The following is a 23,878-nucleotide window of genomic DNA, read 5'->3' as shown; positions in this document are numbered from 1 at the left end:
GGAGCTGTTTTATTTATCAAACAAGAATGAATTTCCCGGGTTAGCAATAATCAGGGAATTTTTTTATGAATATACTAAAAAGCTTGAGTATAAGAAATAAGCTCCTTTTGCTGATAGGAGTACTGCTCTTCCCTCTTCTTTACTTCAGTACAATCAACCTTGTAAACCAACTAAATGATCAAAAAAGACTGGTATCTATTTTTGATAAGATCAAAAAGACAGAGCTTACATCCAACCTTATAAATGCCATTCAGAATGAAAGGATACTTAGTCAGGCATTCGTGGGTAATAAAGGAAAGCAATTTGAAAGGGAACTTATAATTGCAAGAAAGGGAACGGATAAAGAAATCATTATTTTTAAACGTTTCCTAAATGAATCTGATGAAGAGATTTCACATGGTTTTTATCTGACTCAGCGGATCGGAGAGTATAGAAACGAAGTAGACCAGCTCAAAATAGATTCTCTATCCGGCAATATCCTGTTTAGTGATATTATAAATCATTTGCTTGACGATATCGAACATACTGCTTTTGTAATCAAAGAACCGGCGCTTCAGAGCGAGGTTTATACATTCCTTTACCTTCTCAATGCAAAAGAATCTTTAGGTCAATTGCGGACCCTTGTGATGAGGGGAATCACCACAGAAAATTTTTCAATTAAAGACTACGGAGCTTTCTGTATTCGAAAAGCTTCTTATGAAAGAGATATTCAGGACTTTTTAACGGAATCATCCACTGATGTTTATAATTATTATTCTCAAGTTATTAAGGGCAAAGCCTTTAAAGAAGTTCTGAGTACAATTGCTCTGATATACGAAAGTGCATCGCTTGAAAATGCTGTCCAGACTCCTGAAGCATGGTTGGAAAAAACAACCATTTGTATGGGTGAACTGAATAGTGTGGCCATGTATGATATAAACGTCCTTAAAAAGGAGATGGATGACCTTCTTAGAGATGGACGCAGGAAAATGATGGTTTTTACAGGGTCTGTCTCCCTATTGGTGTTAATTTCTGTATTTCTTGCGATTTATTTTATAAGAAACATTTCCATGTCTGTTATAAAATTAAAAGATGCTTCAGAGCAGATTTCTAATGGTGATACCAATGTTGTGCTCAAGATAAAATCCAATGATGAGATCGGAGCCCTTGCCAAATCTTTTACATTGATGAGTGAAACAATGAAGCGACAAGCCAATGTTGCTTCGGAAATCGGGAAGGGAAATTATGATGTTAACATTGAGGTAAAGAGTGAACACGACCTCCTTGGTAACTCATTAAAAAAAATGAACAATAACCTTCGTAATTTTTCTATAAGGGAAAAAAGGAGAACCTGGGAGCTCGACTTTGACAGAGAGCTTAATGACCTGATGCGAGGGGAGAGAAGCATTGATTTATTGCTCAAAAAAATAATAGACTTTATTTCGGAAAAATTAGATATACAAGTTGGTCTTATATACCTTTTGTCTGATTCAGAAGTGCTCAATGTAAAGGCCGCTTGGGGTATAGATATCGAAAAAGTAAACGATAAAGAATTTTCTTTTGAAGATTCCAGGCCAGGTCTGGCGTTGAAGTATGAAAGGGTCGTAAAGTTAAAAGAGATACCCGAATCTTATTTCAAGATTTATTCAGGGCTAATATATGGAATACCATCCAACATTGTCTGGGTGCCACTGGTGTTTGAAGAGTTTAAAATCGGTGTTATTGAACTTGCGTCTATTGAAGTGATATCAAGGGAAAACATCGATTTCTTTATGGCCGAATGCGGAAAGATTTCTATGGTGCTTTTGGGTCTGAGAGCAGTAGAGCGCACAAACGAATTACTTTCCGATTCACAAAGTCAGGCAGAAATATTATCTGCTCAGCAAGAAACACTGAAGGAAGTTTATGAGGAATTGCTTTTACAGAAAAATAAGCTGCAGGCCTCTGAGGAAGAGCTAAAATCCAGTCAGGAAGAGTTGCAGGAAAAAAATGTTGAGCTCGAAGAAAAGGCAAGTCAGTTAGAAGAGCAGTATGAAGAGTTGAGAGTAAAGAATCACCAGTTGGAGGAAGCTAGAAAATCAATTGAAAATAACCTGCTCCAGCTTGAGGTTACATCCCGATATAAATCGGAGTTCCTGGCAAATATGTCTCATGAACTAAGAACGCCCTTAAATAGTATATTGATTCTTTCAAAGCTACTATTAGACAGCAAAGATGGCATTACCGATAAGCACAAGGAGTATGTTAAAATTATAAATCATTCCGGTTCAGATCTTTTAAAGCTTATTAATGATGTACTGGATCTTTCAAAAATTGAATCCGGAAAGATTAACACAGAAATACTCAATACCTCTTTGGATGATTTGCTTATGAAAGACCAGTTCATACATATCGCAAAAGAAAGAAGCATTGAATTTACAACTACCATAAGCCCCGATCTTCCTGAGAAAATTTATACAGATAAATTCAGAGTGCAGCAAATTTTAAAAAACCTTCTTTCCAATGCATTCAAGTTTACGCCTTCCGGAGGGAAAGTTTCTGTATCTGTTTATTATGCAGATGATCAGGCATTGTTTCAAAGTGATAGCTTAAAATCTTCAAAAAAGGTAATAGCCTTTTCGGTGATTGATAGTGGTATAGGTATTTCTGATAAAAAGCAAAAACTAATTTTTGATGCATTCCAGCAGGAGGACTCCTCTACAACCAGAAAATTTGGAGGTACTGGTTTGGGCCTTTCTATTAGTAAAGAACTGGCAACATTACTAGGCGGGGAAATTCAGCTTAAAAGTAAAAAAGATAAAGGAAGCACTTTCATACTTTATTTGCCTGAGTTGTCGGAAGAGCATGGGCTGTCAAACCCACCTGTTTCAAAAGTTTCAGAAAACCACGACTCGAACCAGGAGCAACGCAAAAACGATCAGGTTCATCGAAATGAATCTGTTTTGCTGATCGTTGAAGATGATGTCAATTTTTCTAAAGTCATATCAGAAATTGCTCAATCAAAAGGATACAGAACCATTGTCTCGCATACCGGTCAAGATGCTATAGAGAAAGCATTCACGGAAAATCCCGGAGCTGTAATACTGGACATTGGTTTGCCAGACATAAGTGGATGGGAAGTGCTTGAAAAGATCCGAAAAGATGAAATACTGAAAGACGTCCCTGTCCATATCCTTTCCGGGGAGAAAGATGAGGCTCATATTAAAAATTTTTCAAATGTATGGTTTGAGCAAAAGCCTGTTGGTAAAGAGGGTCTGGAAAAGACATTTTTTGAGATAGAAAGGCATAATAACAAAGAATTAAAGCAAATTCTGATTGTCGAAGCAGCAAATGAGTTGGAAGAAAAGGTTACAAGAGTTGTGAATGATGATCGAGTGAAAATAGTGCGTTCCAAGGGTCTGGAGGAATCATATGGATTAATTCAATCAAAAAAATTCGATTGTATAGTTCTCGAATTTCATCTTTCGGATAATGATTTCCAAATATTACAAATGGTAAGAAAGGATGAAAAAAATTATAACACTCCTGTTATTATTTATGCTGAAGAAAACTTTTCAGAAGAAGATGAAAGGAAGATAAAAAAGTTCACAGAGTCAATCATTATCAAGACGCCTCAATCAGGAGACAGGCTTGCCGATGAGGTTAATCTTTTTTTATATCATGTGAAAAGTTTCAGATCAAAAGAAAATGCATTAAAGGGAAAATTTGTTAATTCTGATGATGCATTGAAGAACAAAAAAGTCTTGATCGCTGATGATGATATTAGAAATGTATATGCATTGTATAATGTTCTGGAGTCTGAAGGGGTTAAAGTTATTTCAGCAGGTGATGGCAAGGACGCACTTCACCAATTGACTGAACATAAAGACATTGATTTGGTTCTTATGGATATCATGATGCCTGAAATGGATGGATACGAAGCTATGAGGCGAATCAGAGAAATAGAGGAATATAAGGACATTCCAATTATAGCACTCACCGCCAAAGCCATGAAGGGAGATAAGGAAAAATGCATAAAGGCAGGAGCGTCTGATTATGTGAGCAAACCAATGGATGTTGAAAGATTGTTATCTCTTATGCGAGTGTGGTTGTATGAAAGACGGAAAAGATAAGATAGTATTAGAGGATGATCAAATAGAACATCTGTTCTTGTCAATTCGACGAAGATACGGATATGATTTTACAGGCTATGCAGAAGCGTCAATAAAACGCAGAGTTAATAAGTTTTTAGATACTACTGAATTGAGGTCAGTAAATATACTTAGAGATCGTTTGCTGGAAGACGACGCTTTTTTTAAATATTTTTTGGATGAGATCACTGTCAATGTAACGGAAATGTTTCGTGATCCATTATTTTTTGCAAGCCTTAGAAAAAAGGTGTTCCCTCTGTTAAATACTTATCCTTTTATAAAAATCTGGGATGCCGGGTGTTCTTCAGGGGAAGAGTTATATTCTCTTGCTATTCTTCTTGAGGAAGAAGGTCTTTACACAAAATCAAGAATCTACGCAACGGATATTAGTCAGCGTGTTCTCGACAAGGCGATAGATGGCATTTATCCTATAGACATGATGAAGGAATATACCGGAAACTATATTCACGCAGGAGGTAAGCGATCATTTTCAGAATATTATACAGCAATGTACGACAATGCGATATTTAGCAGCAGGTTAAAGAAAAATGTAATGTTTTCCGCACACAATCTTGCTGTAGACGAATCTTTCAATGAATTCAATCTCATTGTATGCCGCAATGTACTTATTTATTTCAACAGACAGCTTCAGGAGAAGGTTGTTGAGTTGTTTCTTAAAAGTCTGCCTGTGTTCGGATTTCTTGCATTGGGGAATAAAGAAACACTTTCTTTTTCAATGTTCAGAGATCACTTTGAAGAAGTTGACAGGTCGCAGAAAATATACAGAAGGATAAATTGATTGGTATGCTTGAAAAGATAGAAGCAATAGTAATAGGAGGTTCCTGGGGAGGAATAGATGCGGTGATAAAAATACTATCTGAGCTTCCTTCTGATTTTAAACCAACTATGATTATAGCTCTGCATAGGCCGAAAAATGTTGTTAATTCACTTGAAGGTATTTTGAAGAAGTATTCTAAAATACCATTTTCTGAGCCTTATGATAAGGAGGAAATTAGGCTGAATCATGTTTATCTGGCTCCGTCTAATTATCATCTTCTTATTGAGAAAAATAAAATCTTCTCATTAGATGTTTCCGCACCTGTAAATTATTTCAGGCCTTCAATAGATGTCCTGTTTGAAAGTGCAGCTGAGGTTTATGGGAAGTTTCTGGCAGGGGTTCTCCTGACAGGAGCAAATAAAGATGGAGGAGACGGAATGAAAACTATTGCAGGAAAAGGTGGTTTTACTATTGTACAGGACCCTTCTACCGCCGCTTCAGGAATTATGCCTTCGGCCGCGCTTAGATTGATAAAGCCTGATTTCCTTGGGAGTGTTCATTCTATCACTGAATTAATTTCATCAGGGAAAGAATTTATATGGCAATAAATTCAAATCAAGAACTGAATATTCTTTTAGTGGACGACCACCCGGAAAATCTGTTCAGCCTTGAAAAGGTGCTGGAGGATGAACGTCTTAACCTTAAATTTTTTAAGGCAGAATCCGGAACTGACGCATTAAAGATCGCCCTCAAAGAGGAGCTTGCCCTCATCATGCTGGATGTGCAGATGCCGGGCATGGATGGCTATGAGGTCGCTAAAATTCTTAAAGAAAGCAGTAAGACCAGAAACATTCCGGTAATTTTTGTCACTGCTATTAATTATGAAACTTCATATGTCGTAAAAGGATATGAGTTTGGCGCAATTGACTATCTCTTTAAACCGCTGGATCCGCAGATAACAAGAGCTAAGGTTGTTTCATTCCTACAGATTTATATTCAGCAAAAAGAACTCGAATATAAAAACGATGAACTGGAACATTTGGGCTTACTGGTTAATCTTACCTCTGACCTGATGTATATCTATGAACCGCAGAAGGAAACCTTTATCCATATTAATCCTGCTGTTGAAAGATTTACCGGTAGAAGTCTTGAAGATCTTAATTCAGACCACCATCAGAATACTATAATTGATGAGGAGTTAATGAATTTATTTAAAAACCCTAAAGATGCCAGGCAGGTCATACAGAATTATGAACAACAACACATAAATAAAACCGAAGGATATTGCTGGATAAGCTGGTCTTTCACGCTCAACAAAGGTAAGTGGTATGCGGTAGGAAGAAATGTAACAGCAAGAAAGGAGTCAGAAGACAAACTTGCTTCTGCCAATGCGGAACTTGAAAAGAAGGTACAAGACAGAACAGCAGAAATTTTAAAAACAAATAAGGAGCTAAAGTATGAAGTTGATCGCAGGGCTTATGCAGAAGAGCATTTGAGAATTTATAACGAGATGCTGGTAGAAAAAAACAAAGAGCTTGACAACTTTGTCTATACTGCTTCGCATGATCTCAAACTGCCAATCGCAAATCTGGAAGGGTTGATAAAGACATTAAAGGAAGAAATTGCAGATGGTTCTGACCAGGTGGAGACTGTATTGAGCATGCTTGGTCATTCTGTAACCCAGTTAAAAGAGACCGTGCAGGATCTGTTAAAAGTAATACAGGTGCAAAAAGAAAGATTGGAAGAGCCGGATGACTTTGATTGTAAGGACGTCATTGAAGAAATTAAATTCAGTATTAAAGAACTTATTGAAGAGGCTGCAGCAAATATTATTACAGACATTCAGAGGTGTGATGAGTTAAAACTCACCAAATCGGACTTTAGAAGTATAATCTATAACCTGATGTCAAATGCAATAAAATACCGTTCACCAAAACGAACGCCGGAAGTGCTGGTAAAGATGTATGAAACGGATGAACACTATGTTATAAAGGTTTCGGATAACGGCCTGGGGATTCCTGAAGATCAACAGCAAAAGTTGTTTTCAATTTTTAAAAGGGTCTATAGCCATGTAGAAGGCAGTGGCATTGGCTTGTTCATTGTAAAAAAAGCAGTTGAGAGATACAACGGATACATATCCGTGGAAAGCGCAATTGATAAAGGAACTGAGTTTAAGATTTTTTTCAATAAGCCAAAGTCTGTTCAATAAAAGAAGACTTAAATCTTTTTCGCCAGAAAAATTTTTATCTGATAAAATACAATATTTAACTATTCAATAAAGGGAATATAGTAGTGAATTTGTGCTTCTTTTTATCATTAATTTTTGCCTGTATAACAATCAATTGAGTTGGTACGTTAATTTTTTATCCAACAACACTAGCTATGATAATTTCTTACCGGTTATCGGTCATGACTTTGTTCATGATATTTATTCAATCCGTTTTTGTTGATGCATTTTCCCAGACTGAAAATAAATATTGTATAGTTTACAAGTCCGGTCAATATTGCCCCGAAGAGGGCAATAACCTTTCTCAAAAAATAAAGAATCTAAGAAGTGAACATCAGGAATACATACTTATACAGTTCTTTGAATTGCCAAATGAAACGACCCAGGCTCAATTAAAAAGCGCAGGTACAACTCTTCTGAAGTACGTTCCCAATTATGCGTATTGGGCCTCATTTCAAAGAGCTCTTACAGATGATGAAATAAAAAAATTTAAAATAAGAAGCATTGAAAAAATTTTACCGGAACATAAAATAGATGAAAAGCTGAATGGAGAAGTTAAAAAGGAAAAAAGGACGTTTACAGACTTAGAAGTAACTTATTTCCAGGACGCAGATACAATACGTTTAAAGCATTCATTAGCTAATCTGGGCGCTGTAATTATAAAAAGTTCTCCATTCCAGAATAGTTTGATAATTAGAATTTCATCAGGAAGAATTCAGGCTCTGGGATCTGTTCCACAGATATCATATATCATGCCTGCACCTCCTAAGCCTGAGCATAGCAATTTTATTTCAGTAAATCAGCATAGAAACAATGTGCTGCAATCTGATTTTGCGGGGCAAAGAGGTTTATCAGGAAATGGACTCACCGTGGGTATCGATGATGAAGGTGCAATAGGGATACACCAGGATCTTAAACCTGTGAGGATCACCAATCTTTCTCCTCCGGCTATTAATAATCATGCTACACACGTAGCAGGCACCACAGGAGGATCTGGAAATATTGATCCAAGAGCCAGGGGGGCTGCTTTTAATGCCAACCTGGTTGCGCAAAGTTTCCCAGGCTTAATCAATAATGGACCTTCCTATTACAATACTTATGGAATGACTGTAACAAATAACTCCTATGGTTATCTTTCTTATTGGGGAGTTTATGATAACTCAAGTAATTATACAGATAAGACACAAGATAATGTGGTAAGTCCGGGTTTGCTACATGTAGTGGCTACTCATAATGGTGGTGCAGCTGGATTTTATACTGTAAGCTCCGGCTGGGCTACAGCAAAAAATGTTTTGTCTGTGGGTTCGGTAAATGAACATGATGTTATTTCCGGGTTTTCTGGAAAAGGTCCTGTCAATGATGGAAGACTGAAACCAGAGATAGTTGGACTTGGAGAAAGCGTATACTCAACATTACCTGGGAATAGCTATACTTACTTTTCCGGAACAAGCATGGCTTGTCCTGGTGTGACAGGTAGCGTTACCCTGTTATATGAAAGGTATAATCAACTGAAAGGTGTTAGGCCCAATGCAGATATTATCAAAGCGCTGGTTTGTAATACTGCGGATGATCTTGGAAACGCCGGACCGGATTATTCTTATGGCTTTGGAAGAATAAATTCCAAAAGAGCTGTCGAAGCACTGGAAGCAAATTTATATTTTGAAAACACCATAAGCCAGGGGCAGAATCTGACACATACAATTAATGTTCCAAGTGGCACCGGTCAGTTAAGGGTATTATTGTACTGGAAAGATAAAGAAGGTGCAGAGTTCAGCTCAGTGAATCTTGTGAATAATCTTGACATTCAGATTACAAAGTCTCCTAACACTTACCTGCCATGGGTTCTCTCTTCTGCAAATCCGGAGAGTATAGCTGTAAGAGGTGTGGATAATATTAACAATATAGAACAGGTAACAGTTGACAATCCCGATGCGGGAAGTTATACTGTTAATATTAAAGGAACAGCAATACCCTTCGGGCCTCAGAGATACGTTGTTGCTTACGAATTTGTAAGACCTTTTATAGCACTGACATTTCCTTATGGAAATGAATCTCTCATTCCGAATGAATATACACAAATCCGATGGGATGCTTTTGGTACTGGAAACTATACGGCAGAATATTCAACGAACAATGGAAGCTCATGGATTAACATCGCATCCGATATACCCTCAAATCAGCATTATGCGGATTGGTTTGTACCTTCTGGTCCAGCAGCAATGCTAGTGCGTGTGAGGAGTGGCTCATTTTCCAGTCAGAGCATACGAAATTTTTCTGTACTGAGCGTTCCTTCAAACCTCGTAGCGTCTAATCCATCAACCGGTTCAATTAAGTTTGAATGGAATCCCGTTCCGGGAGCAAGTTCTTATGATGTTTATTTGTTGGAACCGCAGGATAAGGTTATTGAATTTGAAGCTACAACAACCGCAACATCATATGTGTTCCAGAACAGACCACTAGGCACTGAAAATGAAGTTTGGATGAGTGTGAGGGCAAAAACAGCTTCGGGCATCATAAGTGAAAGAGCTTATGCAATTAACAAATCTGCAGTCGAAGTACAGGGCTTGTGTAACGCTTCGGGTACGATTACCCGAGAGGTTTGGACCTCCATTCCAGGAAGTGTTGTTTCAAATATTCCAGTAAACACTTCTCCTAACCAGTCAAGCTCATTAACGCTTTTTGAAGCGCCAACAAATTTTGGTATTAACTATGGACAAAGGATTCGTGGGACTATCTGCGCTCCTTTATCCGGAAATTATATTTTCTGGATTTCAAGCAACGACAATAGTGAACTTTGGCTAAGCACAGACGATACGCCTAGTAACAAAGTAAGAATTGCAAGTGTTACCGGATATACAGGTGTGAGAGAATGGACAAAATATCCTTCTCAAAGATCAGCATCCATAGCGCTTGTCGGAGGGAAAACATATTATATAGAAGCACTTCACAAGCAAGGCGCAAGTAATGATAACCTTGCCGTAGGTTGGCAATTGCCTGATGCCACATTGGAACGACCTATTCCAGGCAGCCGGCTTTCACCGTTTGGAAAGCCTCAGGAGCAAACAACACAACATGGTCTGTTAGGTACCTATTTCAGGGATTTGAATTTTGATCAGAATGGATATTCAAGAATAGATTCTGTTGTTAATTTTAATTTTGGTACAAATAGTCCTGCTCCAAATATTGGGGTAGATAAATTTTCTATCAGATGGACGGGGCAGGTAGAGGCAGTTTATTCTGAGCAATACAGATTTTATACTACCTCTAATGACGGCGTGCGTTTATCGGTGAACGGAGTACAGATCATCAATAACTTTACAGATCATCCGGCAACTGAAAATAGTGGAGTCATCAATCTGCTTGCAGGTGAGAAGTATGATGTTGTGCTGGAGTACTTTGAGAATGTAGGTTCTGCTGTGATATCGCTTTCCTGGTCCAGCCCCAGCCAGCCCAAACAGATTATACCTTCTGCAAGATTGACACCTGCCGAAACAGATAGTAAAATTGCATCATTTGATCTGCCTTTAGATGCAAAAAATATTGTAGTGTATCCTAACCCTGCTGAATACAAATTAAATATCTGGGCCCCTGGCTCAGAGGCCGGAGAGGTTCAACTGGAAATTCTCGATATGAATGGCGCCCAGTTGCTTAGCGAGGAGTTTATTGTAAATGATACGGACTATCCTATTGAGCTGGATATCTCAAATATTCCAAGTGGCTTCTACATGTTCGTCATTAAAACAAACAGCTTCAAAGAGGTCAGGAAATTCACTGTTGCAAGATAAGGTTCAATATAGGTCCTAATAAAAACAGCCAGTCAAAGATTTTTGACTGGCTGTTTTATTATTTCTGCTTAAAATTATTATTGTTTCGAAATTTTGAAAGCCAGAGGCTGATCATTGATTACCAAACGGCCGAGGTAAAATCCGTTAGGTAAAGATTCTCCGAATGAGATAAAGGTTTCACCAATAATATTTTTAGATAAAATGTTTCTACCTGTTTCATCATACAATTGCAGGTTTCCCGAAACAGGAACTTTAAAAGTCAGATTAAAATTCTCTTTGCTTGGGTTAGGATAAAGCTGGGCAATTGAAGACTCTGTTATCGGTGTTATCGATGTTGCTTTTTCCTCAAAATAAGTAGTAAAGGCATCATACAAAGGCTGATTGACAGTACTTTCATCAACAATACCATTATCACCTTTATACAAGCCAAAAGCATCTTCTCTGTAATCATGATAAGTAAAGTGGAAGCCAAGACTATCCAGCACATGCAATACATCGCTTACCCAAATCTGACCACCTTTTTCTCCAAAGCATTCTCTCACTGCTCCAAATTCCCCATAGTAAACAGGGTAGCCCCATTCTCTTAATTTACTTGATAGCTGAAGGATATTCGTTTTCACATATTCGTAATCTCGAATCAATACGGGAGCCCCTGATTTGGAAGTATAAAACTCCATGGAAATAGCTGTTGTCGAGCCTGCAGGAATTCCTTCTCCTTTCATCCATCCGCTGATAGCATAATATTTATTTAGCTCAGGTTTGAATTGAAGGGTATATAAAGTGGTGGTTGAGTAATTATTGGTGCCTGTGACGCTTATTGAATAAGAGTCGGTATGACCTGTATTGGATATAGCTGAAGAACCTGTTGCATTTTCAGGAATCCAGAAGGAGAATTTTGTCTTATCATCAAAATCACTTTTAAGAATTTCTCTTATTACATTGCCATTGGCATCTACTTCATTTAGAGTTATATCATCGAAGTATGCTTTACCGGAGTTAAGAATTTGTCCGTAAAGTACAGGTCTTCCGAGTATATAGTTTTCATTAGTTATTTTAAAAGGCTGCCCTTTGAAATAGGTCCAATCAGAATTTCCATTCGGTAATTTTTTATTGTTATACTGACCGATTCCCCATTCCAAATCAGATGGAGGGATAAGAACTTCCGGATCAGGATATTTCCCCCCTTCTCCAGTTCCAGCCCAGGATTGATTCTGATGAGTGTACTCATATGGGTCATAAGAATGAAGTGTGTACATCACATTCTCATCTTCTGTTAATGGAAAATTATTTTTTCCATCATTGAAAGAATAATTACAGCCCAGAGCTATGGCATTTGCGAGAATGATAAGGTGGTTATTGTCAACGTCTCTGATTGCAGCAGTTATGCGAGTTGCAAGATTGTCCCAGTTTTGTATTGTGCCGCTAGGTGTCGGCTCATTCAGCAAATCATATCCGGCAATCTGAGGTTCATTTTTGTACCTTTCAGCAATTGCTTTCCATAATGCCACTAGTCTGTCCTGATTGTCCTGATTAGTCCAGAGGGCGTCGCCTTTACACTGAGACTGGAAGCCTCCCTGTGGTACATGGATGTTGAGAATCAGGTATAAATTATGTTTTTTAGCCCAGGCTATGTTCTGGTCTATCCAGTTCCAGCCAGCATCTTTGTACGTATATGGAGCCGCATCACTTTCAAATGTTTGATAATTCATATAAAAGCGAATGCAGTTCATTCCGATTTTAGAAACACGCTCAATGTCTGCTTCTGTATGATGTTCAGAGGGAACAGGGTCATTACTCCATACACGGTTTCCGAATGCAAGTCCTCTTAGCATGATTTTTTCGCTGCTTTCAGAGAGAACAAGTTCCGTTCCATTTCTTTTGATAAAGTTTTGTCCCTGAGCAAAGTAAATATTGGCAAGTAGGGCCAGTGAGAGTAGTTTTTTTTTCATAGAACACTGGGATAATTAAGAAGGATGATTTGAAAATACCTTTATTTAGACAGGAAGGTTACCTGCGCTTAAGGCTATATTTTCTTTAATTTATTATAAATTTTAGAAAAATTGAAAGTAATTTTTAGCCTGAAGATTAATAGCATTGGTCGCATTGTGCCTAATAAATTGTATACTAGTATTTTGGTTCACGAACATATTTTAAGACTAATTTTTTCTTTAATAGCTGAATAGGTAGTACTATTTCTGATATGAAAAAAAACAACACGCCTATAATTCAAAAAGCACGAAATAATGACATTGAAGTAGAAGACATACTTCAATTGGTTAAAACAGGAAATAAAGAAACTCTCCACATTTTAAAGGAGTTAAATTTAATACTTTGTGAAGGAGAAAAGAGATCCGATGAAGTTCCCTTTGACAAGTGGATTTTCATTGTGGCAACCTATTTTGAATATGGCATTTCCAGAATGGTTTATCTGGCAAAAGATGGCATGGAGTATTCAGGCTTTGCAATTTCTGTTTTGGAGGAGTTGAAAACTTATGATGCATTTATCGGGATTATTAAAGTTCTTGAAAGTTGTGTCCTCTCAGATATTCAGGATTATAAGGTAGCTTTAAAATGTCTTGCAGCCCTTAATCTCATGATTTCATTTGATGATGAAATTAATTATAAACCGCAAGATGAAGCTCTATTGCGGAGTCTTATTCATCATTTTTTAAATTTTTGCAAAGAGAAAAAAGCCTGTGAAGAAGATATTGTCGTTGCTTATTGTGCTGTGAGGAAAGTGGGAGATGCCAGTACAATAACATTGATAAAGAGCATGCCTTCGCTGGTGCTTGAGGAATATTCAGGTCTGGATAAAACGGTCATGAATAAAATAAAAAAGAGACTTTGATGTTATATTCTGTTTCTTGTTAATACTATAATAAATTTTTAATTAACCATTTTTAAAAAGTTATGATAATGAAATATTCGATTCTTATGATTTGCCTGTTGGCTAAAACCCTATTCAGTATTGATAGCGGAGGAGATGATGATTATTACTCTAAATTGGATATCAATACATATGAAACTAATCTAAATCTGCAATACATAGGAGTAGAGGACACACTCAAGATCATCGAGAACAAAAACAAGGTCAGAAAAAAGGAAATAACAAGAGACGTTGTTGTATATGACATCAGTAAACAACAAATGAATTACATTTTTAAAGACACTGTAAAAAGAACAATATCAGGTTTTTATTTTGAATCAAAGTATTTTCCTGAATACGGTAGCATTGAATTTAACAATGAGTATTCACTTGACAGATATGAAGATAAGGGTCTTTTTCGTCATTCTAATAACAGGTACATTCCATCCAGACCTCTTTCAAACAGCATTATTCTGGTTGCTGAAGTGTCAGGTGTTGAAACTATTTGGGTTTGTGATAAATATGGAAACAACCTAAAGAAACTTACTGAAATTGAAAATGGCTGGAGATGGGAAATAGATGTCCGGAATCAAATGATCAGGCTTATAAGCCAGCAAGGTTCAAAGTTGATTATAAAAGATTTTAATTATTAAAAGGAAACCTTTTCGGAAAAGTATTACACAGAAGTTATTTCATAAATGAGCTAAGAGGGAGTTGTAACCTTCCTTTAGCAGGGCTACTGCGAACTACAATCCATTGACATTTGTATAATTTATAGGAGAAGTAAATCTTGTAAATTATAATCATGGATTATGGGAAATTTGGTAATGAACAGACTTGATTATGCGCGTATAAAGAAGAGCATAATTGATTTAAAGCAATCAAGAGCAATTAGTCCTGAAGAGCTTGAAAAGCTTAACGGAGAGTTAAATGCTGCGAAAATTGTAGATCCTGAGAAAGTACCGGTGGATGTGGTTACAATGAACTCAGTGGTCAGAATCTCGTTCAGTAATTCCGGAAAAGTGCTTCAATTTAAAATTGTTTATCCTGACGAAGCAAATTTGAAGGAAAATAAAATATCTATCTTTTCACCGGTAGCAACTGCCTTACTTGGATACAGGGTTGGTGATGAAGTTGAGTGGATTGTTCCCGGTGGAGCAACGAAAATATTAATAGAAGAAATAATTTATCAGCCAGAAGCCGCAGGCCACTTTAATCTTTAATTACGATATTAATATCTTTTGTATCTGCAGGTATTTGGTAAATTCCGCAATCATTGTGGAGACTTGTTCGTCTTTGCGTTCCATTTCGCTTGCCTCAAGATCTGATTGATCGATGACAGGTTTTAGTGTAGCCAGGCTTTCATCCAATTGTTTGATCATTTCTAGTGAAAGCATTTTTTCATCTTCTTCTACTTCATTGTTCATTACTTTAAGCATGAAATCTGCCTTCAGCTGGTCAATGAATAATAACATGTCCCACGGATTATTAGGTCGGTTCCAGACGAAGGAAATATTACATCTTCTGCACTTATACTTATTAAATTTCCACCCTTTTTCATTCACATCAAGAGAGACATACTTGAGATGTTCGTTGCTAGAGCATTGTGGACAGGCGGCGTTATCCTTAACGATGTTTTTAAGAATTTCTCTTTTTTCCAATACACTTTTTCTGGTTTCCGCATGTTCGAAGATAATTCCTGACAAGCGTTCACAAGCTTCTACAACGCTTTTAAACTCATCAGACAGAGTGCCTTCTTCAATCATAAGTTCAGCCTTTTTTCTGAAATGATTGGTGAGCTTTATCAGTTCTCTTTCTTTGTCGTTAAGTTGGTTCATCAGCATGATGTCTTTGAAAATGTGAATTTTAAAGATGGGGTATTAATTGATAATATCAAAAAAGTATGCTTAAGAAAGCAGGCTTTTAGTTCCGCTTATAACAAAAAAGAAGGCCATTAGCCTTCTTTTTTATAAGATTAAATTAGAATGATTTAGTCAACCATAACAGGACCATTATCTGCATAATCCGCTTCCAATAATGTAACGTTTACAGAACCAATTACTTTGGCAGGACTATAGGTGGAGTTTTCATAAGAAGCTATGTTCATTTCATAGTCAAACTTTAATCTACCGGTAGATTTATTAAATGAATAATTACTTATAGAAAGAGTAGAAGAAGAGTATCCAAAGTAAATATCATTTCTAAAAAAATTGTTATCGAAAGTCATGAACTTCAGATATTTTCCATTGCCCAGGGCTTTGTTATAGGAAAAATTGATAGTTAGCCTTGTCGAGTCTGGTTTCTCTTCAAGAGTGGTAATGTAATTTGAAAAGAGTTCGAAGTAGTCATTTGACTCCTTTGCGCCACGTCTTACTAGGTTTATTCCTTTAGACTCAGAGTTCAGAGTATAAGATGCATCATCAAGGGATTCAAAATGTTCATAGGTGAATGTTCCCAAAAGAGTATCGCCGGTTCCGGCAGAGTTAAGCTTATAAATTTTACCAGAGATACTCCCTTCTTTTCTCAAGGCATCTTGGCCGGCAGGACCAGGAACAGGATCTTTTTTGCTGCAGGCAGAACTAATAATCAAAAGTGTTGCAAAAACTACTGATAGGTAATTGATTTTTTTCATCGTATACATTTTTTAAAAACCTTGAATTGTACCTGATTTTGAGGCATAAGGTTACAGAAATCATAGAAATCTGATGTTTTATTCGATAAATAGATTATAGCATAAAAAAAGCTTCTGCTATGCAGAAGCTTTTTTTATGCTATGAAAATGGATAAAGTTCCTTAATCAATAACAGATCCTTTTCTGAGATAAATTTCTTCATTAAGTAATATCTCGGTTGATCCCTTTACAATCAGGTCCATCCTATTGGGATCCATATTATCATAAGTACCTTTAAATTTGAACTTGATCTTTCCTGTAGCTTTATCAAAAGCATAATCTGTTATTTCCAGATCTTTTCCTGCGGTTGTAAAACCTGTTGAAAAAGAGAGTAATTTACCATTTCCCAAAGTATCATTCAAGCTGAAGTTAAAGTGAATGTTTTGATTTTCCAGGGGTTCAGTGGGAGATTTTCCGGAGTAAATTGATACAAAGGTTAGATTCCTGGGGTTTATTCTCAAAATGGTATATTCAGGTTTTTCCCCTTCAGAATAACGAGCGTCCGTTCTGTCTTCAGTATATTTGTATTCTGTTGAAAGAATTAATGAATCTGTATCAGTGGTAGATTTTGTATATATATCCATTTTTACAAATCCGTTTTTTTTGAAATACTCATCAAGAGGTTTACCATCAGTCCCGGCAGGGCCAGCGGGTCCAGGTTCTATGTCTTTCTTACAACTTGAAAAGGTAATTATTGAAACTAATGCAAGAATATATAATTGAGTTTTTTTCATTTGAATTGAAGTTTTAAAAATAGATTAATTGTTTAAGTTGCCTGTTCTCAAAAAAATGATCTCTTTAAGGTTGACGTCCAGAGAACCAATTACTTTGGCCTTCTTGCGGGAGAGCGTTTCATCGGCAACATAGAATATTTCAAAATCAAAACTGAGCTTACCGTTTGAGTGATTAAAGCTATAGTTGCTTATAGAGAAAGTAGATTCTTGCCATGGAGTTCCTACAGATGTTCTTCCTATGGGTAAGAAACGTAAAGCTTCTCCGAATTTTAAATATTTCCCATTTCCCAGATCCTTTACATAAGCAAAGTTTATAAAAGTCTGTTCAGGTTTTATGGTATCTGCAGTAATGTCTATGTTACTATACAAATAGAAGTTACTGCCAACTTCTGCGCTATCTTGTCTTGTAATGGAGATGTATGGGCTATTTCCCCTTTTATATGAAGAAGCATCAGTGCTTAGTAGATATTGATAATTAAATTCACCAAGCAAAGTGTCTTTGCCGTCCTTACCAGTAGAATATAATTTACCCTTGACATAACCATCTTTTAAATTGGAATTTATATTAAGATCTTTTCCTGCTGGCCCCTGTGGACCTGGTATAGGATCTTTCTTTCCGCACGAATAAATGGATATTGCTAAGGCAAATAGTATTGTAAACAATTGATATTTTTTCATTGTATTTGATTAAAAATTTTGATTGAGTAAAAAGTTTTATATGTATTATATGTAGGTCTTTCAACAGATCAGCGTACATCTTTACACATACATTTATCTTAATTGCTTAGCTCTCCTTTTCTTAAAGAGACAGCCTCGATAAGAACTACATCAGCAGAGCCCACTACTTTTGATTCTCTGCCATTGCTGGATATGAAAGCAGGATAAAGGATAATGAAATCAAATTTCATTCTGCCGTTATTTTCATTGAAGGTATAGTTTGAGAATTTAATTTCTGGAGTGCCAAATACACCGATGTTTTTGCCAAATGTCAGGTACTTTCCATTTCCAAGATCTTTTTCATAGGAAAAGTTTACTATAGCAATTTCAGAAGGGCCTAGAATAGGTGATTTATAGCTTGTCAGATTAAAATTGTTCCTGATCATTGAACTGTCGCTTCTTACAATATTGAAGCTTCCGTTTTCGCCTTTTATATATTTAGATTGAACAAAAGGCTCTGTTGTGTATTCATAGTTAAAATCACCGACCAGAGAATCTGCTCCTTGCTCATCTGTGACGTACATTTTGCCTTTTACAAAACCCTCTTTTTTAATAAAGGGATTAATGGCATCTTTTCCTGGAGGTCCTTGTGGTCCGGGAACTTGTTCTTTTTGATTGCAGGATCCAAACGCAATGAATGCTGAGAAAAGAATTGCTAATAATTTGTTTTTTTTCATCTTAAAAAATTAAAAATGGTCTAATAGGATTGATCACTAAAATGCCAGCAGATAATAAAAAGGCTGCTCGCTATTTTGTAGACTTCTTCAATAAAATTTGTTCCCGAATTTTTTCAACAAAGAAGGCAGGGAGGAATTATATCTGTAAAAATAAAGCTCTAAGAGGTTATTGGTGAAATGATTTTATCCAGTACCCTGTTTTGTGTTATTTTATTCTGATTATTTCTTAAATATCCTTTAGGCTTCATTAATTTTAACTCGGGAAATTATTTTCCCTTTAATTTAAATTTTAGAATATGAACAAAAGCGTTGTTGTTTGCGCTCTTCTTTCTGTTATTACATTCTCCTGCCAGAACTCTGTACAGGAGACAAAGCTTGAAAAACCAGCCGGAGATTCCATAATTGTTAAAACTCCCTGGAAAAAACCTTCCGGCACTCCTGATCTTCCTCTTACTGATTCTATGATTACCAGTGCTGGTATAGGTAAGATAATACTAGGGAGTAAGCTGGACAGCGTTCATTCTTTTTATGCTCTTTCAGAAAATTATTTGCTTTGGGATCAATCCCCTGCGCTTAAAATATCTCTTACTGACAGTCATTGGATTATTGCCGAAACTTCTGGCAGTGTGGGAATTATTAATCTTTTAAGAACCAATAGTCCGGATATTAAATCAAAAAATGGCTACCATGTGGGTCAGCCATTTTCCGAGATTTCAGATTCTCTAATCATTTTGCGGGAAAATAAGTTAATCTATTTTGCAAGGGAAGGTGTGGCAGCCAGGCCTAGGGAAAAAGATTTGAAAAAAATTTTTGGAAAATCTTTTAACCGCAATGCCTTAATGCAGTCCTCAATTGCCGAGCTGGTAATTACTTGCGAAGATTGCTAAAGCAGACAAAATGGAAACAGCTTTTTCTCAGATGAACTATTGGGCGATTATCACCGCCGCCGGTATGTATTTTATTCTTGGTGCAGTCTGGTATTCACCAGGGCTTTTTGAAGCAGCCTGGTTCAAAAACGTAAGGATTCCCAAAGAAAGTGAGAAAAAGTATACACGAATGACGGCTGGCACTTTTGTGTTGCTATTGTTTGCTGCAATCTTTCTGGACTATATTGTTGAATTGAGCGCAACCAACACTCCGGGAAAAGGAATTTTCCTCGGTATTATAGCCGGAGCAGGTCTGGTGGGAACAGCAATGGGTACCACATACCTTTATGAAGGGAAATCAAGACAATTATTTTTAATAGATATAGGCTATCACCTGGCAGGCTTTACTTTAATGGGCCTTATTTTAGGGGGATGGCATTAATTTCTACTAAGTTTTTCTATTGGATAAAGAAGTATTAATAGAGGTAAATAAGGTGAAAAAGACTTTTAAAAGTCTGGTCGCCGTGAATGACGTTTCCTTTAAGGTCAACGCAGGAGAATACCTTGCTTTACTTGGACCTAATGGTGCGGGCAAAACAACCTTGATAGAAATGATCGAGGGTATTCAAAAGCAGGATAGCGGTGAAATCCTTATTCAGGGTAAGTCCTGGAATGGAAATGCAGAAAAGCTTCACCGGGTAATGGGTATTTCATTGCAGGAAACCCATTTTATAGACCGGAATTCTGTTGAAGAGACCTTAAATCTCTTTTCAAGTTTTTACGGACTTCCTCAGTCCCGCTCGCAGGAGATCCTTGATATAGTCGGATTAGAATCAAAAAGAAAAACATATGTCAATCATCTTTCTGGCGGGCAAAGACAAAAGTTGGCTTTAGGAATCGCATTATTGAATAATCCCAGGGTGCTTCTTCTGGATGAACCGACTACTGGCCTGGACCCAAATGCGAGACGGGAAATATGGAATTTGCTCGAAAAGCTGAAACAAACTTCTAAAACGGCAATGATTCTCACTACTCATTACATGGAGGAAGCTGAATATCTTTGCGACAGAATCATTATCATGAATAAAGGAAGTTTCCTGGCAGAAGGAACATTGCCGCAACTGATTAAAAGTTATGGCGATGGAGAAATCATTCAGTTTACTGTAAACAGACCTTTTAAGGAAAGCTTAAAATCATTGCCCTCTGTCAGAAAAGTATTCTGGGAAAAAAGAGGGACAAAAGGTAAGCTGGTTGTAAGCGATATTACCAATACATTGCCCCACTTTCTTGCTCTGATCGCCAGAGAAAATCTCAAGTTACTTGAACTTGAAAGCAGAAAGGTTACACTTGAAGATCTTTTTATATCATTAACCGGAAAGGCGCTTAATGAATAATTCATTTTTACAGCTTGTATTTTTGCAGTTCCGCTCTTTTTACAGAGAGCCAGCTATCCTTTTCTGGGCAATAGGTTTTCCAATTATCATGGCAGGTGTGCTTGGTATTGCATTTAGTAACAAAGAAATAAAACGGAAGGTAATGATCCTCGGAAGCACAGATAGTGCATCCTTTGAAAAGGTACTTGGTGCAGATATCGGGATGCCTTCGCGTTTCACATTTATTTATGGAACAAAAAGGCAAGCAGAGCTTGGTATAAAAAGAGGAGAAATTCAATTATATTTTCTTCCTTCTTCAGATAGGATAACATTTTTCCTGGACCCTACAAATACTGAAGCTCAAAACACATACCTGGTATTGGAGAGAGAATTTCGCAGGGGTAATAAAGTAACAAAGAAAATAGTGGTGCAACCACTTACTTCTCAAGGTGTCCGCTACATTGATTTCTTGATTCCTGGACTTATAGCTCTTGGAATTCTTAACTCTTGTGTCTGGGGTATTAGCTGGACTTTGATCAATTATAGAATCAAAAAGTTATTGAGAAGAATGATTGCAACGCCAATGAAAAAATCATATTTCTTTCTTGCACAATTCAGTGCAAGGATTTTCATTACAATTGCAGAAGCGGTTATTCTATTTCTGTTTGCAGCTATTTTCTTTAAGGTACAGATCACTGGGAGCATATTGGCTCTGATCATAGTTTTTTTATGTGGTGTTATTTCCTTCTCCGGACTAGCTATTCTGGTTTCGAGCAAGACGGCTAACACTGAGGTTGCAAATGGACTTATCAACGCTGTAACCTTACCAATGATGATCTTATCCGGAATATTTTTCAGCTATCAGAACTTTCCCGAATGGTTGATTCCGATAATAAAAGTATTGCCACTAACCATGCTGGCGGATGCGTTCAGGAGCATTTTTGTGGAAGGTGCAGGAATAAAAGAGATTGCATTACCATCACTGATATTGCTGCTTGAGGGAGTAGCTTTTTATTGGATAGCAAGGAAGATTTATAAGTGGAATTGAAGGGGTATTTTCGATAGCATCTTTTTTAAGTTGGGTTCAAAATTTTATGTTTGTAATTATATTTTTTAATTAAAACCTAAATCAGAATTTTTCAACAGTATATTAAATCAAGTGGCTATGATGAAGAAATCAAAATTAGAAGTTCAGGGAATTGATATAATAATTCATAATTATAATGACCAGGATTACATATCTTTAACGGATATTGCCAGATACAAAGACTTTTCCAACACAGATGATATTATAAAAAATTGGTTAAGAAATAGAAATACTCTTGAATTGTTAGGTTTTTGGGAGCAACTGCATAATCCAAATTTTAAATCCGTCGAATTCGACGGGTTTAAAAATCAGGCTGGACTTAATAGTTTCACTATGAGTCCCAAAAAATGGATAGAATCAACTAATGCAATTGGTATTGCATCTAATCAGGCCGATTCGGAGGAACCTTTGCTCATAAAGATATAGCATTTGAATTTGCGTCCTGGATTTCAATAGAGTTTAAATTATATATAATTAAAGAGTTCCAGAGGCTGAAGGAAGAGGAAAATAATAGATTTCAGTCAGGATGGAATTTGCAGAGAACCCTTTCAAAGGTTAATTATAGAATCCACACAGATGCAATTAAAGAAAACATCATTCCAAATTTGTTGAGTAAATCTGACGTTCAATTAACTTTTGCAAGTGAGGCCGACGTTTTAAATATGGCCTTATTTGGAAAGACGGCTCAAGAATGGCGACATGAAAATCCAAATAGTGATGGAAATATCAGAGATTATGCTACTATAAAACAATTGGTTATTCTGTCAAATTTGGAAAGTATTAATGCACTTTTAATAAGTCAGGCAGTATCACAAAGTCAACGACTAATTGAACTTAATAAAATTGCAGTAAATCAAATGAAGTCTTTACTGGCAAATTCAACAATTAAAACATTGAAATAATTTACCCTATGAAAACCGACCTTTACACAAAAACTATCCTGACCATTATTGCTGTTTGCCTGATGATTATCGTTGTTAAGCAAATAGATATTATCCCAAATGCCCACGCAGCAAATTCTGAAAATGTGGTTTATGATCCTAATTACCGTTTAGTAAAGACAAATGCTGATGGGACGATTGATGTAAATATTAAATCGGCTTCGTCATCAATAGATGTCAATCTGGTGAAAGTAAAAACATATGATCCTGTGGATGTCAACATTAAGAAGGTAGCCGGAAATACTTGTTATGATGCTGTTCCGGTGAAAAATAAATAATTAATAGGTTTGAAATAAACAACCGTTGACTAGTCGTTATTAGTCCGAACTTTTATTCTTATTATATGAAAAAGATTTTTTTATTCCTGGCTTTGATAGTATTAGGTTGTAGCGAAAAGAAAGAGGAAGTTGCGGTTGAATTTTTAGAACCTCAGCCTGGAGAAACCAAAAACCTAAGCGGATTTAATAGAAAATACAGAGGTATCTACAATGGTGAGGACGGAGCTCAACTATTAATTCTTGAAAACAAAATCATTAAGATTACTCCTTACAATATTCTCTTTGATAGGAATGATTTAGACAGCACATTTACGGGGATCGTAACAATGATGAGGATATTAAAAACTATCTGGAAAATCTAAACTTCAAAGTTCTGAAGATTTCAGGTGACAGTGTTTCTGCTAATCACCTTGTAAGGGACACGATCTTTAATGTATCCCCCACCCAGCTTTGTCGTTCCTTAAAAGGCTCATATTTTTTGAATTATCAATGTGGAGAGGCGAGCTGGAAGGTTAAAAGGCTGGATTTGGAGAAAAACAGATTATCCATAAGTATGATTATGCCCGATGACAGTCTATTTCAGCTGCTGCCGGTTGAAGAAAAAGCGATAATGAAGAATGACAGTGGTAAAGTTATCAGCTATCAAATGAAGCCAACCAAAAAAGAATTAAAAGAATTAATAAAATCTAGTTCCTTTGAAGAAAGGGAGGTTTGGATAAAGGAGAGGTAAGCAGTGAGATCAATAGTCCAAATTGAGCAAGGGCTAGAA

23 protein-coding genes are annotated in these 23,878 nt (G+C 36.6%); 17 read left to right on the top strand and 6 right to left on the bottom strand.

Features of this window, described 5'->3' with window-relative positions:
* Positions 1 to 65: 65 nt before the first annotated feature.
* The 5 genes from K350_RS27545 to K350_RS0105490 all read left to right on the top strand — a co-directional run bounded on the left by K350_RS27545 (position 66) and on the right by K350_RS0105490 (position 10,899).
* Positions 66 to 4,091 (top strand): response regulator, encoded by a 4,026-nt coding sequence (locus K350_RS27545; protein ID WP_081670899.1) that lies wholly within the window; start codon positions 66 to 68, stop codon positions 4,089 to 4,091.
* Positions 4,072 to 4,908 carry a CheR family methyltransferase gene (locus K350_RS0105505; RefSeq protein ID WP_028979049.1) on the top strand — a complete coding sequence of 279 codons (837 nt, stop codon included), beginning with the start codon at positions 4,072 to 4,074 and terminating at the stop codon, positions 4,906 to 4,908. The genes K350_RS27545 and K350_RS0105505 overlap by 20 nt, the downstream gene beginning before the upstream one ends.
* A 5-nt stretch (positions 4,909 to 4,913) precedes the next feature.
* Positions 4,914 to 5,495, top strand: a complete 582-nt coding sequence (locus K350_RS0105500; RefSeq protein WP_028979048.1) for a chemotaxis protein CheB — start codon at positions 4,914 to 4,916, stop codon at positions 5,493 to 5,495.
* Positions 5,486 to 7,096 (top strand): response regulator, encoded by a 1,611-nt coding sequence (locus tag K350_RS30820; RefSeq protein WP_051312887.1) that lies wholly within the window; start codon positions 5,486 to 5,488, stop codon positions 7,094 to 7,096. Before K350_RS0105500 ends, K350_RS30820 begins: the two co-directional genes overlap by 10 nt.
* Before the next feature lie 173 nt (positions 7,097 to 7,269).
* Entirely contained in the window at positions 7,270 to 10,899 is a 3,630-nt protein-coding gene (locus K350_RS0105490; protein ID WP_081670898.1) for a PA14 domain-containing protein, read from the top strand.
* Positions 10,900 to 10,976: 77 nt separating this feature from the next.
* Here K350_RS0105490 and K350_RS30815 read toward each other — a convergent pair whose 3' ends face one another.
* Positions 10,977 to 12,848 carry a cellulase family glycosylhydrolase gene (locus K350_RS30815; protein WP_051312886.1) on the bottom strand — a complete coding sequence of 624 codons (1,872 nt, stop codon included), beginning with the start codon at positions 12,846 to 12,848 and terminating at the stop codon, positions 10,977 to 10,979.
* A gap of 251 nt (positions 12,849 to 13,099) precedes the next feature.
* On the opposite strand from K350_RS30815, the gene K350_RS0105480 reads away from it, so the two are divergent.
* The 3 genes from K350_RS0105480 to rnk all read left to right on the top strand — a co-directional run bounded on the left by K350_RS0105480 (position 13,100) and on the right by rnk (position 14,988).
* Positions 13,100 to 13,747: a hypothetical protein gene (locus tag K350_RS0105480; RefSeq protein WP_028979046.1), complete on the top strand. Its 648-nt coding sequence runs from the start codon at positions 13,100 to 13,102 to the stop codon at positions 13,745 to 13,747.
* Between the two features lie 68 nt (positions 13,748 to 13,815).
* Positions 13,816 to 14,418: a hypothetical protein gene (locus K350_RS0105475; protein WP_156026942.1), complete on the top strand. Its 603-nt coding sequence runs from the start codon at positions 13,816 to 13,818 to the stop codon at positions 14,416 to 14,418.
* Between the two features lie 159 nt (positions 14,419 to 14,577).
* Positions 14,578 to 14,988: a nucleoside diphosphate kinase regulator gene (rnk, locus tag K350_RS0105470; protein WP_037574011.1), complete on the top strand. Its 411-nt coding sequence runs from the start codon at positions 14,578 to 14,580 to the stop codon at positions 14,986 to 14,988.
* Here the strand turns inward: rnk and K350_RS27525 are convergent, their stop codons facing one another.
* The 5 genes from K350_RS27525 to K350_RS0105440 form a co-directional block, all read right to left on the bottom strand.
* Positions 14,989 to 15,603, bottom strand: coding sequence for a hypothetical protein (locus K350_RS27525; RefSeq protein ID WP_051312885.1), 615 nt, complete (start codon positions 15,601 to 15,603; stop codon positions 14,989 to 14,991).
* Positions 15,604 to 15,755: 152 nt separating this feature from the next.
* Positions 15,756 to 16,397, bottom strand: coding sequence for a hypothetical protein (locus tag K350_RS0105455; RefSeq protein ID WP_028979043.1), 642 nt, complete (start codon positions 16,395 to 16,397; stop codon positions 15,756 to 15,758).
* Between the two features lie 161 nt (positions 16,398 to 16,558).
* Positions 16,559 to 17,170, bottom strand: coding sequence for a hypothetical protein (locus K350_RS0105450; protein WP_028979042.1), 612 nt, complete (start codon positions 17,168 to 17,170; stop codon positions 16,559 to 16,561).
* Positions 17,171 to 17,194: 24 nt separating this feature from the next.
* Positions 17,195 to 17,848, bottom strand: coding sequence for a hypothetical protein (locus K350_RS0105445; protein ID WP_028979041.1), 654 nt, complete (start codon positions 17,846 to 17,848; stop codon positions 17,195 to 17,197).
* Positions 17,849 to 17,946: 98 nt separating this feature from the next.
* Positions 17,947 to 18,564: a hypothetical protein gene (locus K350_RS0105440; RefSeq protein ID WP_028979040.1), complete on the bottom strand. Its 618-nt coding sequence runs from the start codon at positions 18,562 to 18,564 to the stop codon at positions 17,947 to 17,949.
* Between the two features lie 296 nt (positions 18,565 to 18,860).
* Here K350_RS0105440 and K350_RS0105435 point away from each other — a divergent pair, with 296 nt between their 5' ends.
* The 9 genes from K350_RS0105435 to K350_RS0105400 all read left to right on the top strand — a co-directional run bounded on the left by K350_RS0105435 (position 18,861) and on the right by K350_RS0105400 (position 23,839).
* Entirely contained in the window at positions 18,861 to 19,451 is a 591-nt protein-coding gene (locus tag K350_RS0105435) for a hypothetical protein (protein WP_028979039.1), read from the top strand.
* Positions 19,452 to 19,461: 10 nt separating this feature from the next.
* Entirely contained in the window at positions 19,462 to 19,872 is a 411-nt protein-coding gene (locus K350_RS0105430) for a DUF1761 domain-containing protein (protein WP_028979038.1), read from the top strand.
* A gap of 52 nt (positions 19,873 to 19,924) precedes the next feature.
* A complete protein-coding gene (locus K350_RS0105425; protein WP_211236717.1) occupies positions 19,925 to 20,824 on the top strand; it encodes an ABC transporter ATP-binding protein in 900 nt (299 codons plus the stop codon).
* Positions 20,817 to 21,851 (top strand): ABC transporter permease, encoded by a 1,035-nt coding sequence (locus tag K350_RS0105420; protein WP_028979036.1) that lies wholly within the window; start codon positions 20,817 to 20,819, stop codon positions 21,849 to 21,851. Before K350_RS0105425 ends, K350_RS0105420 begins: the two co-directional genes overlap by 8 nt.
* A 117-nt stretch (positions 21,852 to 21,968) precedes the next feature.
* Positions 21,969 to 22,316 (top strand): KilA-N domain-containing protein, encoded by a 348-nt coding sequence (locus tag K350_RS33085; RefSeq protein WP_425423901.1) that lies wholly within the window; start codon positions 21,969 to 21,971, stop codon positions 22,314 to 22,316.
* Positions 22,317 to 22,552: 236 nt separating this feature from the next.
* Positions 22,553 to 22,792: a hypothetical protein gene (locus K350_RS33080; RefSeq protein ID WP_425423900.1), complete on the top strand. Its 240-nt coding sequence runs from the start codon at positions 22,553 to 22,555 to the stop codon at positions 22,790 to 22,792.
* Between the two features lie 8 nt (positions 22,793 to 22,800).
* Positions 22,801 to 23,109, top strand: a complete 309-nt coding sequence (locus K350_RS0105410; RefSeq protein WP_028979035.1) for a hypothetical protein — start codon at positions 22,801 to 22,803, stop codon at positions 23,107 to 23,109.
* 65 nt (positions 23,110 to 23,174) lie between these two features.
* On the top strand, positions 23,175 to 23,471 hold the full coding sequence (locus K350_RS0105405) for a hypothetical protein (RefSeq protein ID WP_028979034.1): 297 nt from the start codon (positions 23,175 to 23,177) through the stop codon (positions 23,469 to 23,471).
* 164 nt (positions 23,472 to 23,635) lie between these two features.
* Positions 23,636 to 23,839, top strand: a complete 204-nt coding sequence (locus K350_RS0105400) for a hypothetical protein (protein ID WP_156026941.1) — start codon at positions 23,636 to 23,638, stop codon at positions 23,837 to 23,839.
* The last annotated feature ends 39 nt before the right edge of the window (positions 23,840 to 23,878 follow it).

The organism is Sporocytophaga myxococcoides DSM 11118 (genome assembly GCF_000426725.1).
GTDB classification, from domain to species: domain Bacteria; phylum Bacteroidota; class Bacteroidia; order Cytophagales; family Cytophagaceae; genus Sporocytophaga; species Sporocytophaga myxococcoides.
This window is presented reverse-complemented; position numbering and strand designations above follow the sequence as displayed.